The organism is Bacteroides zhangwenhongii, assembly GCF_009193325.2.
In the GTDB taxonomy this organism is placed as follows: domain Bacteria; phylum Bacteroidota; class Bacteroidia; order Bacteroidales; family Bacteroidaceae; genus Bacteroides; species Bacteroides zhangwenhongii.
Genome location: NZ_CP059856.1, coordinates 2,859,050 through 2,874,420 on the forward strand (window position 1 = coordinate 2,859,050; position 15,371 = coordinate 2,874,420).

Sequence of the window (15,371 nt, forward strand, 5' to 3'; positions counted from 1 at the left end):
TTACGTTTCGTGGGCAAAAGTATACTTTCTTTTCGTATTTTTGCGCTAAATTTCCTCGAATCATGAAGAATGAACCGATATATAACTTGCTAAATGCTATTAATTACCCCGAAGACCTACGAGAACTAGACGTAGACCAACTGCCGGAAGTATGCGATGAACTAAGGCAAGACATTATTAAAGAGCTCTGCTGCAACCCGGGACATTTTGCTGCCAGTCTGGGGACGGTGGAATTGACTGTAGCCTTACACTATGTCTACAATACGCCATACGACCGTATTGTATGGGATGTGGGACATCAGGCGTACGGGCACAAAATTCTGACAGGGCGTCGCGAGGCTTTTTCCACGAACCGCAAATTTGGGGGAATCCGCCCTTTCCCGTCACCGGAAGAAAGTGAATATGATACTTTCACTTGCGGACATGCTTCCAATTCCATCTCCGCAGCTCTCGGTATGGCTGTAGCCGCTGCCCGGAAAGGAGAAACCCAACGTCATGTCGTAGCCATCATCGGAGATGGTTCGATGAGCGGCGGACTGGCTTTTGAAGGACTTAACAACGCATCCACTACGCCTAATAACCTGCTCATTATCCTGAATGACAACGATATGGCAATTGACCGTAGCGTGGGAGGAATGAAACAATATCTTTTCAATCTGACAACCTCCAACCGTTACAACCAATTGCGTTTCAAACTTTCACGGATGTTGTTCAAGCTCGGTATTCTGAATGAAGAACGCCGCAAAGCGCTGATACGTTTCGGCAATAGCTTGAAATCGATGGCTGCCCAGCAACAGAATATTTTCGAAGGGATGAATATCCGTTACTTCGGTCCGATAGACGGGCACGACGTGAAGAACCTAGCCCGGGTGTTGCATGATATTAAAGATTTGCAAGGTCCCAAAATCCTTCATCTGCACACAATCAAAGGAAAAGGATTTGCACCGGCGGAAGAACACGCTACCGAATGGCATGCTCCGGGCAAGTTCGATCCTGTCACCGGTGAACGTTTCATAGCCAACACGGAGGGAATGCCTCCTCTCTTTCAGGAGGTATTCGGTCATACCCTAGTGGAGCTTGCAGAAGCTAATCCAAAGATTGTCGGTGTGACCCCCGCCATGCCCAGCGGTTGTTCGATGAATATTCTTATGGAGAAAATGCCCGAACGCGCGTTCGATGTCGGTATCGCCGAAGGACACGCCGTTACCTTCTCCGGAGGAATGGCTAAAGACGGGATGTTGCCATTCTGCAATATCTATTCCTCGTTTATGCAACGGGCGTATGATAATATGATTCATGATGTAGCCATACAAAATCTTCCCGTTATATTGTGTCTCGACCGTGCCGGACTTGTCGGCGAAGACGGTCCGACTCATCACGGAGCTTTCGATATGGCTTATTTGCGTCCGATACCCAACCTGACCATCTCCTCCCCAATGGATGAACATGAATTGCGCCGATTGATGTACACAGCACAACTGCCGGATAAAGGTCCGTTTGTGATCCGTTATCCGCGAGGACGCGGGGTAGTGGTTGACTGGAAATGTCCGTTGGAAGAAATCCCGGTAGGAAAAGGCCGGAAACTGAAAGATGGTGACGACCTTGCGGTTATAACAATCGGCCCGATAGGCAACACTGCCGCCCGCGCCATTTCCCGTGCTGAATCGGAACCGGGCAAGTCTATCGCCCATTACGACTTACGTTTCCTGAAGCCTTTGGATGAAGAGCTATTACATGAAATCGGACGGAAACATCAACGTATCCTCACCATCGAGGATGGTATCGTCAAAGGTGGCATGGGTAGTGCGATTCTTGAATTTATGGCCGACAATGAATATAAGCCGACCGTAAAACGTATCGGTATTCCTAATATATTTGTGGAACATGGTTCAGTTGCAGAGCTGTATCATTTATGCGGTATGGACGAGGAAGGTATTCTGACTAAAATAAAAGAATTTATCAACTGACATGAAGATCATTATTGCCGGTGCCGGCAACGTAGGCACCCATCTGGCCAAATTGTTATCGCGCGAAAAGCAAGATATTATCTTGATGGATGATGACGAAGAGAAGCTAAGCGCTCTCAGCTCTAACTTCGACTTGCTGACAGTTGCCGCCTCTCCTTCTTCCATTTCCGGACTAAAAGAGGTGGGTGTCAAAGAGGCCGATCTGTTTATCGCAGTCACTCCGGATGAGAGCCGCAATATGACTGCCTGTATGCTGGCTACCAACTTGGGAGCAAAGAAGACAGTAGCGCGTATCGACAACTACGAATATCTTCTGCCTAAAAACAAAGAGTTCTTCCAGAAACTGGGAGTAGATTCATTGATCTATCCGGAAATGTTGGCTGCTAAAGAGATCGTATCTTCCATGCGTATGAGCTGGGTACGTCAATGGTGGGAGTTTTGCGGAGGAGCACTCGTGCTGATCGGTACAAAGATGCGTAAGAAAGCGGAAATTCTAAATATTCCCCTACATCAATTAGGCGGTCCCACCATTCCATATCACGTAGTAGCCATCAAACGTGGAACGGAAACCATTATCCCGCGCGGAGACGACGTAATCAAACTAAATGATATTGTTTACTTCACCACTACTCGCAAATATATTCCTTATATACGTAAGATAGCCGGGAAAGAGGATTATGCCGACGTGCGTAATGTAATGATTATGGGTGGAAGCCGCATCGCTGTCCGTACCGCCCAATATGTGCCGGACTATATGCAGGTAAAAATCGTCGATAATGATATCAACCGTTGCAACCGACTGACCGAGTTATTGGATGACAAGACGATGATTATCAACGGGGACGGCCGTGACATGGATCTTCTTATTGAAGAAGGGCTGAAAAACACAGAAGCCTTCGTTGCCCTGACCGGGAATTCCGAAACCAACATCCTTGCCTGTCTCGCCGCCAAACGCATGGGAGTGGAAAAGACAGTTGCGGAGGTGGAGAATATCGACTATATCGGCATGGCGGAAAGTCTCGACATCGGCACGGTTATCAATAAAAAAATGATCGCCGCCAGCCACATCTACCAGATGATGCTGGATGCTGATGTGTCTAATGTAAAATGCCTGACATTCGCCAATGCGGATGTTGCAGAGTTTACCGTTCCCGCCGGAGCTAAGATAACCAAGCATTTAATCAAAGACTTAGGGCTCCCGAAAGGAACTACCATCGGAGGTATGATCCGTAATGGAGAGGGAATACTGGTAACCGGCGATACGTTGGTCCAACCGGGTGACCACGTAGTGGTATTCTGCCTGAGTATGATGATTAAGAAAATTGAGAAGTTCTTTCATTAAGTTCTTTAATTAGATAGTAAGTATCAGGTAATTGTTATGATTAACTCGAAGATGATATTCCGGATTCTGGGCTTTCTGCTTCTGATAGAAACAGCCATGTTACTATGCTGCGGAGGTGTCTCGCTCTTCTATGAAGAAGGGGATTTAAAAAGTTTCCTAATCTCATCAGCTCTTTCTGCCGGTATAGGCATTGTATTGCTCGCCATCGGCAAAGGGGCGGAAAAATCACTCAACCGACGTGACGGATATGTCATTGTCAGTGTGGCGTGGGTTACATTTTCCCTTTTCGGGATGTTACCTTATTATATAGGAGGATATATTCCCAATGTCGCCGACGCATTCTTCGAGACAATGTCCGGATTCAGCAGTACCGGTGCCACTATCTTGAACAATATCGAATCAATGCCTCACGGAATCCTATTCTGGCGTGCAATGACGCAATGGATAGGTGGTTTGGGAATTGTATTCTTCACCATTGCCGTCCTACCGATTTTCGGTGTGGGAGGTATCCAGGTATTTGCAGCGGAAGCCAGCGGACCGACGCACGACAAAGTGCATCCCCGTATTGGTGTCACCGCCAAATGGATATGGGGAATCTATGCCGGAATGACGGGAACTCTGATTATATTACTGACAGTGGGAGGCATGAGCATATTTGACAGTGTATGTCATGCTTTCACAACAACCAGTACAGGTGGCTTTTCCACCAAACAGGCCAGTATCGAGTATTACCATTCGCCTTATATAGATTATGTAATCTCTATTTTCATGTTCCTTTCAGGTATCAACTTTACGTTGCTACTGCTCATGTTCAATGGTAAAATAAAGAAATTTATCCATGATGCGGAACTGAAATTCTATTTCCTATGCGTATCTTTCTTCACCATATTCATTGCAGTCTGGCTCTATCAGACTTCTCCGATGAGCGTGGAAGAAGCATTCCGCAAATCCCTCTTCCAAGTTATTTCACTACAGACTTCGACAGGATTCGCCACAGCCGACTATATGCTCTGGCCTTCTATTCTTTGGGGGTGTCTCCTTATCGTAATGATCATCGGAGCCTGTGCAGGCAGTACAACCGGAGGTATCAAATGTATCCGCATGGTGATCCTCTTCAAGGTAGTAAAAAATGAATTCAAACATATCCTGCATCCCAATGCCGTACTTCCGGTACGGGTGAACAAACAGGTTATCTCCCCTTCCATCCAATCCACAGTATTGGCCTTCACCTTTTTGTACGCGGTAATTTCTATTATCAGCATACTCATTATGATGGGCTTTGGAGTCGGTTTTCTGGAGTCAGTGGGAACAGTTATCTCAAGTATGGGCAATATGGGACCGGGACTTGGCACGTGTGGTCCGGCTTTCTCATGGAGTGAATTGCCCGATGCAGCCAAATGGCTGCTTTCCTTCCTAATGCTGTTGGGGCGTCTGGAATTATTTACGGTATTATTGCTTTTCACTTCCGACTTTTGGAAGAAGAACTAAACAAAGATTGATATAAATCAATCGGAGTGCTAAAAAAACCTTTTTTGCTACCCCGACTTTGCAAAAAGTATAAATATTAGTTCTATATTTGCAGCCATTAAAAGAGAAAGATGAAACAAAGCTTAAAATTCGGACTACTTTTGGTACTGGCTTTGCTCATTCATTGCGCTACAGACGGGGCAATGGAAAACAATTGCAAAGCTTCCTCCCCGACTTATCGGCAGGAGAAGTGCTATGTGTCTCAGGACCGTCCGGTACATAATGCTTTGGAACGTCTTTACCATCTTTATTCCACCCAATCTTGCGATATGAGTCATACGGACGTCGCACATGTTCCGGCAGATAAAAGTATACTGTTACTGATCACTTACTTCTGCGAGCATTACAAATTCCAAAGTCCGCCTCCCTCATCTTCGCTTCACTCTTCCGAATATTTCTACGATCCTATCTCCTATTATATATACGGGTTAAGAAAGATTGTGGTTTAGCCGACAGTACAGTCGACACTTTCATTCGTCATCTCTTACAGTTGGTTTTATCCCCCAGAGGGTGGACAAACTAATTGTTTATTTCTATATAATATTCAATCTAAACAGCTATTGAATTATGAATTTTACATTTTTAGTTGTTGTTTTACTGACAGCGCTTGCTTTTGTCGGTGTGGTGATAGCTCTTTCACGCGCTATCTCTCCCCGTTCGTACAACGCACAAAAATTCGAGGCTTACGAATGCGGTATCCCGACACGTGGTAAATCATGGATGCAGTTCCGTGTGGGCTATTACCTGTTTGCCATCCTGTTCCTGATGTTCGACGTTGAAACAGCTTTTCTGTTTCCATGGGCAGTGGTCATGCAAGATTTAGGCCCGCAGGGACTTGTTAGTATTCTCTTCTTCTTTATTATCTTAGTTCTGGGCCTTGCGTATGCCTGGAGGAAAGGAGCTTTGGAATGGAAATAACCAAAAAGCCAAAAATAAAATCAATTCCTTATGAGGAGTTCATTGACAATGAATCATTGGAAAAGTTGGTCAAAGAGCTCAATGCCGGAGGGGCAAACGTCGCTCTCGGAGTTCTTGACGACTTCATCAACTGGGGACGCAGCAATTCACTGTGGCCGCTTACTTTTGCAACCAGTTGTTGCGGTATCGAATTTATGGCACTGGGTGCCGCCCGTTATGACATGGCCCGCTTCGGGTTTGAAGTAGCCCGTGCCAGTCCGCGCCAGGCTGATATGATTATGGTATGTGGAACAATCACTAATAAGATGGCTCCGGTATTGAAACGACTGTACGATCAAATGCCCGATCCGAAGTATGTAATTGCTGTAGGCGGATGCGCTGTTAGCGGAGGTCCTTTCAAGAAATCCTATCATGTGGTGAATGGAGTAGACAAGATTCTCCCGGTCGATGTATACATTCCCGGATGCCCGCCACGTCCCGAAGCTTTCTATTATGGCATGATGCAATTGCAACGCAAAGTGAAAATAGAACGATTCTTTGGTGGAGTGAACAGAAAAGAGAAGAAGCCGGACTATTTAAATAATGAAGAATAAGGTATTAAAAAGGATTTATGCAAGAAATACAATTTATAGCCCCTGCAGCATTACACGACGAGATGTTGCGCTTGCGAAATGAGAAGCAGATGGACTTTCTCGAAAGCCTTACCGGTATGGACTGGGGAGTGGCAGATGAGAAAGACGCTCCGGAGAAGCTCCGTGGATTAGGCGTAGTCTATCATTTGGAATCTACCGTTACGGGCGAACGAATAGCACTGAAAACTGCGACAACAAACCGCGAACAACCGGAAATCCCGTCTGTCAGCGATATATGGAAAATAGCCGACTTCTATGAACGGGAAGTTTTCGATTACTATGGTATCACCTTTATAGGTCATCCTGATATGCGCCGTCTTTACCTGCGCAATGACTGGGTAGGTCATCCGATGCGCAAAGACAATGATCCAGAAAAAGACAACCCGCTCTGCATGACCAATGAGGAGACGTTCGATACAACTCAAGAAATCGAGCTGAACCCTGACGGAACAATTAAAAACAAAGAAACCAGACTTTTCGGGGAAGAAGAATATGTGGTCAACATCGGTCCGCAGCACCCTGCTACACATGGTGTTATGCGTTTCCGTGTTTCACTAGAAGGTGAGATCATCCGTAAGATTGACGCCAACTGCGGTTATATCCATCGGGGTATCGAAAAGATGAATGAAAGCCTCACTTATCCGCAAACACTGGCCTTGACAGACCGTCTTGACTATCTGGGTGCGCATCAGAATCGTCACGCATTATGTATGTGTATTGAGAAAGCGATGGGTATCGAAGTAAGTGAACGTGTGCAATATATCCGCACGATCATGGACGAATTGCAACGTATTGATTCTCACTTGTTATTCTACTCCTGTCTGGCTATGGACTTAGGAGCCTTGACAGCTTTCTTCTATGGATTCCGCGACCGCGAAAAGATCCTTGATATCTTTGAAGAGACTTGTGGCGGACGTTTGATTATGAACTACAACACGATTGGCGGTGTACAGGCTGACCTTCATCCTAACTTCGTCAAACGAGTAAAAGAGTTCATTCCTTATTTAAGAGGAGTTATCCACGAATACCACGATATATTTACAGGCAATATCATTGCACAAAGCCGTATGAAAGGTGTCGGTGTATTGAGTCGTGAAGATGCGATTTCTTTTGGTTGTACGGGAGGTACGGGCCGCGCTTCAGGATGGGCCTGCGATGTACGCAAACGAATGCCATACGGTGTATATGACAAAGTGGATTTCAAGGAAATCATTTATACGGAAGGCGACTGTTTTGCCCGTTATCTGGTACGTATGGACGAAATCATGGAAAGCCTGAATATCATCGAGCAATTGATAGACAATATTCCCGAAGGGCCTTATCAGGAAAAGATGAAACCCATCATCCGCGTTCCTGAAGGAAGTTATTATGCCGCTGTGGAAGGAAGTCGCGGTGAGTTCGGCGTATTCCTCGAAAGCCAAGGTGACAAAACCCCTTATCGTCTCCACTACCGTTCTACCGGTTTGCCGCTTGTTGCAGCGATAGACACGATCTGTCGGGGAGCCAAGATAGCCGATTTGATCGCTATTGGCGGAACAATAGACTACGTAGTTCCGGATATAGACCGGTAATCACTAACCACTAAAACACTAAAAAATGTTCGACTTTAGTATAGTAACAAACTGGATACATGAGCTACTCCTCTCCGTCATGCCGGAAGGATTGGCCATCTTTATAGAATGTGTGGCTGTCGGTGTGTGCCTTGTTGCATTGTACGCCATCCTCGCCATCATCCTAATCTACATGGAACGTAAGGTTTGCGGTTTCTTCCAATGCCGTCTCGGTCCGAACCGTGTCGGTAAATGGGGTTCTATCCAAGTGGTATGCGACGTGCTGAAAATGCTGACAAAGGAAATCTTCATGCCGAAAGGCGCCGATCATTTCCTCTACAACCTTGCTCCATTTATGGTAATTATCGCTTCATTCCTCACTTTCGCCTGCATTCCTTTCAACAAGGGAGCGGCGATTCTGAATTTCAATGTAGGTGTATTCTTCCTGCTGGCTGCTTCCAGTATCGGTGTGGTCGGTATTTTGCTCGCCGGATGGGGTAGTAACAATAAGTTCTCTCTGATTGGCGCCATGCGAAGCGGAGCGCAAATTATCAGTTATGAACTTTCCGTCGGCATGAGTATCATGACGATGGTAGTACTGATGGGAACCATGCAATTCTCTGAGATTGTGGAAGGACAAGCCAACGGATGGTTTATCTTCAAAGGACATATTCCTGCCGTGATTGCCTTTATCATCTACCTGATTGCCGGAAACGCTGAATGTAACCGTGGTCCGTTCGACCTTCCCGAAGCGGAAAGTGAGCTGACAGCCGGATACCACACCGAATATTCCGGTATGGGTTTCGGTTTCTTCTACTTGGCGGAATACCTGAATCTGTTTATCGTAGCCAGCGTTGCCGCCACTATCTTTTTAGGAGGATGGATGCCGTTGCACATTGTCGGGCTGGATGGATTCAATGCCGTGATGGATTACATTCCCGGTTTCATCTGGTTCTTCGGTAAGGCATTCTTTGTAGTATTCCTGCTGATGTGGATCAAATGGACTTTCCCACGTTTGCGTATCGACCAGATTCTGAATCTGGAATGGAAATATCTGGTTCCTATCTCTATGGTAAACCTATTATTAATGGCATGTTGCGTAGCCTTCGGCCTCCACTTTTGATTAGATTATGGAATATAAAGATAAAAAATATACGTACTTAGGTGGTCTGGTGCATGGCATCAGTACACTGGCAACGGGTATGAAAACCAGTATCAAGGTGTACTTCCGCAAGAAAGTGACCGAGCAATATCCCGAGAACCGTAAGGAACTGAAAATGTTTGACCGGTTCCGCGGAACACTGAATATGCCCCACAATGAGAATAATGAACATCGCTGCGTAGCTTGTGGATTGTGCCAGATGGCTTGTCCGAATGACACTATCAAAGTGACCGGCGAAACAATCGAAACGGAAGACGGCAAAAAGAAGAAAATCCTGGCTAAATACGAATATGACTTAGGATCTTGCATCTTCTGCCAACTTTGTGTGAATGCGTGTCCGCATGATGCCATCACGTTCGACCAGAACTTCGAACACGCAGTATTCGACCGGACGAAGCTCGTCTTGCAACTGAACCGTCCCGGCAGTAAAGTAATAGAAAAGAAAAAAGAAGTATAGATATGGGATCAACACTTGAAACAGTAGTATTCTACTTTTTGGCAGCATTTATTATTGCTATGTCCATCATGACGGTGACTACCCAACGCATTGTCCGCTCGGCTACTTACCTGCTCTTCGTGCTTTTCGGCACGGCGGGTATCTACTTCTTGCTGGGCTACACCTTTCTGGGCTCTGTCCAGATTATGGTTTACGCCGGTGGTATCGTTGTGCTTTATGTATTCTCCATCCTGCTGACCAGTGGAGAGGGTGACCGTGCCGAAAGGCTGAAACGAAGCAGATTCCTGGCAGGACTCTTTACAATGATTGCCGGTCTGGCGATAATCCTGTTCATCACGCTGAAGCACAACTTCATGCAGACAGCCAATCTTGCCCCGCAGGAGATAAACATCCATACGATCGGACACGCTTTGCTGAGTAGCGACAAGTACGGTTATGTACTGCCTTTCGAAGCAGTCAGTATCTTATTGCTGGCCTGTATCATCGGTGGAATCATGATCGCCCGCAAACGTTAATCATTAATCACTAAAAAACGAATCACTGATATGATACACATGGAATATTATCTGGTGGTCTCTACCATCATGATGTTTGCAGGAATCTATGGATTCTTTACCCGCCGCAACACGCTGGCTATCCTGATTTCCGTAGAGTTGATGCTAAACGCTACAGATATCAACTTCGCCGTGTTCAACCGTTTTCTCTTTCCGGGAGGAATGGAGGGCTATTTCTTTGCATTGTTTTCCATCGCCATCTCGGCTGCGGAAACCGCAATAGCCATCGCGATTATGATTAACATTTACCGTAACCTCCGAAGCATCCAGGTACGCAATCTGGACGACTTGAAATGGTAAGTATAAGTAATAATAACTCAAGTAATTAAAATAAACTGTATGGAACTAACAATTCTAATACTCCTTCTTCCTTTTTTCTCCTTTCTCCTATTGGGAATCGGGGGAAAATGGATGTCACACCGGACGGCAGGCGCCATCGGTACGTCGGTACTGGGAGCGGTAGCAGTACTGTCTTACGTGACTGCTTTCCAATATTTCTCAGCCCCACGACTGGAAGACGGAACATTTGCCACATTGATACCTTATAATTTCACGTGGCTACCTTTTACAGAGACGTTACATTTCGATTTGGGCATTCTGCTCGATCCTATATCCGTAATGATGCTGATTGTCATCTCCACCGTGTCACTGATGGTACACATCTACTCCTTCGGTTACATGAAAGGCGAGATCGGTTTTCAACGTTATTACGCTTTCCTTTCCCTGTTCACCATGTCAATGCTGGGATTGGTAGTAGCTACAAACATTTTCCAGATGTATCTTTTCTGGGAGTTAGTGGGCGTAAGCTCTTATCTATTAATCGGATTCTACTATACAAAACCTGCTGCAATCTCCGCCTCCAAGAAAGCGTTTATTGTCACTCGTTTTGCAGACTTAGGGTTCCTCATCGGTATCCTGATTTACGGATATTACGGAGGAACGTTCGGTTTTACTCCGGATACGGTATCGCTGGTTAGCGGCGGAGCGGCCATGCTTCCATTAGCTCTCGGATTAATGTTCGTAGGTGGTGCCGGAAAGAGTGCGATGTTCCCGCTACATATCTGGTTGCCGGATGCAATGGAAGGTCCTACTCCTGTCAGCGCCTTGATTCATGCGGCTACGATGGTAGTTGCCGGAGTCTATCTGGTGGCACGTATGTTTCCGCTCTTCATCGAATATGCTCCGAATACGTTGCACATGGTTGCCTGGGTAGGTGCAATCACTGCCTTTTATGCAGCAAGTGTAGCCTGTGTACAATCGGATATCAAACGTGTACTCGCATTCTCTACCATCTCGCAAATTGGTTTTATGATGGTGGCCTTAGGAGTTTGTACATCAATGAATCCTCATGAAGGCGGTTTGGGATACATGGCATCCATGTTCCACCTTTTCACGCACGCCATGTTCAAGGCGCTGCTCTTCCTCGGTGCCGGTAGCATTATCCATGCGGTACACTCCAATGAGATGTCGGCTATGGGCGGATTACGCAAATATATGCCGATTACCCATTGGACATTCCTGATTGCTTGTCTCGCCATCGCGGGTATCCCCCCATTCTCGGGTTTCTTCTCGAAAGATGAGATTCTGGCAGCTTGCTTCCAATACAGCCCTGTAATGGGTTGGGTGATGACGGTAATCGCCGCTATGACCGCTTTTTATATGTTCCGCCTTTATTACGGTATCTTCTGGGGAAAAGAGAACAAAGAACTTCATGCGCATCACACTCCCCATGAAAGTCCGTTGGCTATGACTTTCCCATTGATGTTTTTGGCAGCAGTGACTTGTGGAGCCGGATTTATTCCTTTCGGACACTTTATCAGTTCCAACGGTGAGTCCTACTCCATTCATCTTGACCCATCAGTGGCTATCACAAGTGTTGTTATCGCGATTATTTCCATTGCCATCGCGACCTGGATGTATAAGAACGCCAAACAGCCTGTCGCCGATTCGCTGGCTAAACAGTTCAAGGGATTGCATAAGGCTGCCTATCACCGTTTCTATATTGACGAGATATACCAGTTCATTACGCATAAGATTATTTTCCGTTGCATCTCTACTCCTATCGCATGGTGGGACCGTCATGTCGTAGACGGATTCTTTGACTTCCTGGCATGGGCGACGAATGCGACAAGCGACGAGATTCGCGGCTTACAGAGCGGTCAGGTACAACAATATGCGTATGTGTTCCTTTGCGGTGCACTGGCACTTATTCTGCTGCTGGTTCTCTAAACAAGTAATAGTAAATCTTTAAACAGTAAATCATAAAGATGAATTTCTTATCAATATTCGTACTTATCCCCCTCTTGATGTTGGCCGGACTTTGGGCGGCACGAGGAATTAAAGCTATCCGGGGGGTTATGGTTACGGGCGCATCAGCGCTTCTGATAGCCTCTGTCGTACTTACATTCATGTATTTGGGAGAGCGTAGCACCGGAAACACGGCGGAAATGCTTTTCCGTGCAGACACACTATGGTACGCACCGCTTCATATCTCCTACTCGGTAGGCGTAGACGGCATCTCGGTAGCTATGCTGTTACTGTCCGCCATCATCGTATTTACCGGCACATTCGCTTCCTGGCGTTTGCAACCGTTGACCAAAGAATATTTCCTTTGGTTCACGCTGTTGTCAATGGGAGTGTTCGGATTCTTTATATCCGTAGACCTGTTCACCATGTTTATGTTCTACGAAATAGCCTTGATACCTATGTATCTGCTGATTGGCGTATGGGGCTCGGGACGTAAGGAATATGCAGCGATGAAGCTGACACTTATGCTGATGGGCGGTTCCGCTTTCCTGCTGATCGGTATTCTCGGAATCTATTTCGGTGCAGGAGCCACTACCATGAACCTTCTCGAAATCGCACAGTTGCACAACATACCTTTTGCACAACAATGTATCTGGTTCCCGCTGACATTTCTCGGTTTCGGTGTGCTGGGCGCTCTTTTCCCCTTCCACACATGGAGTCCCGACGGTCATGCCTCCGCTCCGACAGCAGTTTCCATGCTTCATGCCGGAGTGCTGATGAAATTAGGAGGTTATGGTTGCTTCCGTATCGCCATGTATCTAATGCCGGAAGCCGCTAACGAACTTTCCTGGATATTCCTGATACTGACCGGTATCTCTGTCGTTTACGGAGCTTTCTCCGCTTGTGTACAGACTGACTTGAAATATATCAACGCATACTCTTCCGTATCCCATTGCGGATTAGTTCTTTTCGCAATTCTCATGCTGAACCAGACAGCAGCCACAGGCGCTATCCTCCAAATGTTGTCGCACGGACTGATGACAGCATTGTTCTTTGCACTTATCGGTATGATTTACGGACGTACCCACACCCGTGACGTACGCGAGCTTGCCGGTTTAATGAAGATCATGCCTTTCCTGAGTGTATGTTATGTCATTGCCGGCCTTGCCAATCTCGGTCTGCCGGGATTGAGCGGTTTTATTGCCGAGATGACCATCTTTGTCGGATCTTTCCAAGACAATGATGTATTCCACCGCACACTGACCATTATAGCCTGCTCCTCCATCGTGATTACAGCAGTCTATATCTTGCGTCTGGTAGGTAAGATTCTGTACGGGACCTGTACCAACAAGCATCACCTCGAACTGACCGATGCAACTTGGGACGAGCGTGTAGCCGTTATCTGCCTCATCGTTTGTGTAGCCGGACTGGGTATGGCTCCTTTCTGGGTAAGCCACATGATTGGTGAAAGTGTATTGCCCGTTGTCTCACAACTGATACCCTAGCTCTTTAATTTTTAATCTCTAATTTAATTGATAAAGATGGATTATTCACAATTTCTACATATGCGAGAAGAGCTGTCGCTCGTAGTAGTTCTGTTGCTACTGTTTCTAGCCGACCTCTTCATGAGCCCGGATGCGCACAAGAACGATGGAAAGGCACGACTGAATACAATGTTTCCCGTCATTCTGATGGCTATCCATACGGCTATCAACCTGATACCGGGTACCGCAGCCGACATTTTCGGAGGTATGTACCACTATGTGCCCATGCATACAGTCATTAAGTCAATCCTGAACGTAGGTACATTAATCGTCTTTCTGATGGCGCACGAATGGATGAAGCGTGAAGACACTTCATTCAAGCAAGGAGAGTTCTATGTACTCACTCTCTCTACTCTGTTCGGTATGTATCTCATGATTTCCGCCGGACACTTCCTGATGTTCTTCATCGGACTGGAGACTGCTTCCGTTCCCATGGCGGCTTTGATTGCCTTCGATAAATACCGTCACAACTCCGCCGAAGCAGGAGCCAAGTATATTCTTACCGCACTCTTCTCCAGCGCATTGCTGTTGTTCGGTTTGTCTATGATTTACGGTTCTGCCGGAACCTTGTATTTCGATGACCTTCCCGCCCATATTGACGGAAACCCGTTACAGATTATGGCTTTTGTATTCTTCTTTACGGGTATGGCATTCAAGTTATCACTCGTTCCGTTCCATCTTTGGACGGCAGACGTTTACGAAGGAGCCCCGAGTACGGTCACCGCTTACCTGAGTGTTGTATCCAAAGGATCGGCAGCATTTGTATTGCTGACTATCCTCATCAAGGTATTTGCTCCTATGATAAATGATTGGCAGGAAGTGCTCTATTGGGTAACGATAGCTTCCATCACTATCGCTAATATATTCGCTATCCGCCAACAGAACCTGAAACGTCTGATGGCATTCTCCAGTATCTCGCAGGCAGGATATATCATGCTTGGTGTAATCGGTGGCACGGCACAGGGAATGACAGCCCTAGTATATTATGTACTTGTGTATGCAGCCGCCAATCTCGGTGTATTTGCCGTAATCACTATTGTGGCATTGCGCAGCCAGAAGTTCACCCTCGAAGATTATGCGGGACTTTATAAAACGAATCCGAAGATCGCCCTCCTGATGACCCTTTCTTTGTTCTCATTAGCAGGCATTCCTCCATTTGCCGGATTCTTCTCCAAGTTCTTTATCTTCATGGCAGCCTTCGATGCAGGTTTTCATTTGTTGGTGTTTATAGCATTGGTCAATACAGTAATTTCACTGTATTACTACCTGCTGATCGTGAAAGCGATGTATATCACCCCGTCCGAAAACCCGATTCCGACTTTCCGCAGTGACCGATGCACAAAGTGGGGACTGGCACTCTGCACGCTGGGCATCATCGGACTAGGTATCGCAAGCGTTGTATACCAGTCTATCGACAAACTGGCATTTGGAATCTAAACAAAAGAGCGTATGTCACCTTGAAGTGACATAC

The 15,371-nt window shown here is 46.3% G+C and carries 14 protein-coding genes; all 14 read left to right on the top strand.

Annotated features, from left to right (window positions below; translation table 11 throughout):
• Positions 1 to 62 precede the first annotated feature (62 nt).
• The 14 genes from dxs (at position 63) to GD630_RS11530 (ending at position 15,337) form a co-directional block, all read left to right on the top strand.
• Complete coding sequence (gene dxs, locus GD630_RS11465) at positions 63 to 1,967, top strand: 1-deoxy-D-xylulose-5-phosphate synthase (RefSeq protein WP_143864892.1); 1,905 nt, start codon at positions 63 to 65, stop codon at positions 1,965 to 1,967.
• Position 1,968: 1 nt separating this feature from the next.
• On the top strand, positions 1,969 to 3,309 hold the full coding sequence (gene trkA / locus GD630_RS11470; protein ID WP_007764769.1) for a Trk system potassium transporter TrkA: 1,341 nt from the start codon (positions 1,969 to 1,971) through the stop codon (positions 3,307 to 3,309).
• Positions 3,310 to 3,345: 36 nt separating this feature from the next.
• Entirely contained in the window at positions 3,346 to 4,797 is a 1,452-nt protein-coding gene (locus GD630_RS11475; protein ID WP_143864891.1) for a TrkH family potassium uptake protein, read from the top strand.
• A gap of 110 nt (positions 4,798 to 4,907) precedes the next feature.
• The gene (locus GD630_RS11480) at positions 4,908 to 5,285 is read left to right on the top strand and encodes a hypothetical protein (protein ID WP_143864890.1); all 378 of its coding nucleotides are present in this window, start codon (positions 4,908 to 4,910) and stop codon (positions 5,283 to 5,285) included.
• A 118-nt stretch (positions 5,286 to 5,403) separates the two neighbouring features.
• Complete coding sequence (locus tag GD630_RS11485) at positions 5,404 to 5,754, top strand: NADH-quinone oxidoreductase subunit A (RefSeq protein ID WP_007751185.1); 351 nt, start codon at positions 5,404 to 5,406, stop codon at positions 5,752 to 5,754.
• Positions 5,745 to 6,347 carry an NADH-quinone oxidoreductase subunit B gene (locus tag GD630_RS11490; protein WP_007764716.1) on the top strand — a complete coding sequence of 201 codons (603 nt, stop codon included), beginning with the start codon at positions 5,745 to 5,747 and terminating at the stop codon, positions 6,345 to 6,347. The genes GD630_RS11485 and GD630_RS11490 overlap by 10 nt, the downstream gene beginning before the upstream one ends.
• A 17-nt stretch (positions 6,348 to 6,364) precedes the next feature.
• The gene (locus GD630_RS11495) at positions 6,365 to 7,957 is read left to right on the top strand and encodes an NADH-quinone oxidoreductase subunit D (protein ID WP_143864889.1); all 1,593 of its coding nucleotides are present in this window, start codon (positions 6,365 to 6,367) and stop codon (positions 7,955 to 7,957) included.
• A gap of 25 nt (positions 7,958 to 7,982) precedes the next feature.
• The gene (gene nuoH / locus GD630_RS11500; RefSeq protein WP_007751189.1) at positions 7,983 to 9,059 is read left to right on the top strand and encodes an NADH-quinone oxidoreductase subunit NuoH; all 1,077 of its coding nucleotides are present in this window, start codon (positions 7,983 to 7,985) and stop codon (positions 9,057 to 9,059) included.
• 7 nt (positions 9,060 to 9,066) lie between these two features.
• Positions 9,067 to 9,555, top strand: coding sequence for a 4Fe-4S binding protein (locus GD630_RS11505; protein WP_007751191.1), 489 nt, complete (start codon positions 9,067 to 9,069; stop codon positions 9,553 to 9,555).
• 2 nt (positions 9,556 to 9,557) lie between these two features.
• Positions 9,558 to 10,070, top strand: coding sequence for an NADH-quinone oxidoreductase subunit J family protein (locus tag GD630_RS11510; protein WP_007751193.1), 513 nt, complete (start codon positions 9,558 to 9,560; stop codon positions 10,068 to 10,070).
• A 30-nt stretch (positions 10,071 to 10,100) separates the two neighbouring features.
• Complete coding sequence (gene nuoK / locus GD630_RS11515; RefSeq protein WP_007764713.1) at positions 10,101 to 10,409, top strand: NADH-quinone oxidoreductase subunit NuoK; 309 nt, start codon at positions 10,101 to 10,103, stop codon at positions 10,407 to 10,409.
• Positions 10,410 to 10,448: 39 nt separating this feature from the next.
• Complete coding sequence (gene nuoL, locus GD630_RS11520) at positions 10,449 to 12,338, top strand: NADH-quinone oxidoreductase subunit L (protein WP_143864888.1); 1,890 nt, start codon at positions 10,449 to 10,451, stop codon at positions 12,336 to 12,338.
• 38 nt (positions 12,339 to 12,376) lie between these two features.
• The gene (locus GD630_RS11525) at positions 12,377 to 13,861 is read left to right on the top strand and encodes a complex I subunit 4 family protein (protein WP_143864887.1); all 1,485 of its coding nucleotides are present in this window, start codon (positions 12,377 to 12,379) and stop codon (positions 13,859 to 13,861) included.
• Positions 13,862 to 13,897: 36 nt separating this feature from the next.
• Positions 13,898 to 15,337: an NADH-quinone oxidoreductase subunit N gene (locus GD630_RS11530; protein WP_007764706.1), complete on the top strand. Its 1,440-nt coding sequence runs from the start codon at positions 13,898 to 13,900 to the stop codon at positions 15,335 to 15,337.
• Positions 15,338 to 15,371 lie beyond the last annotated feature (34 nt).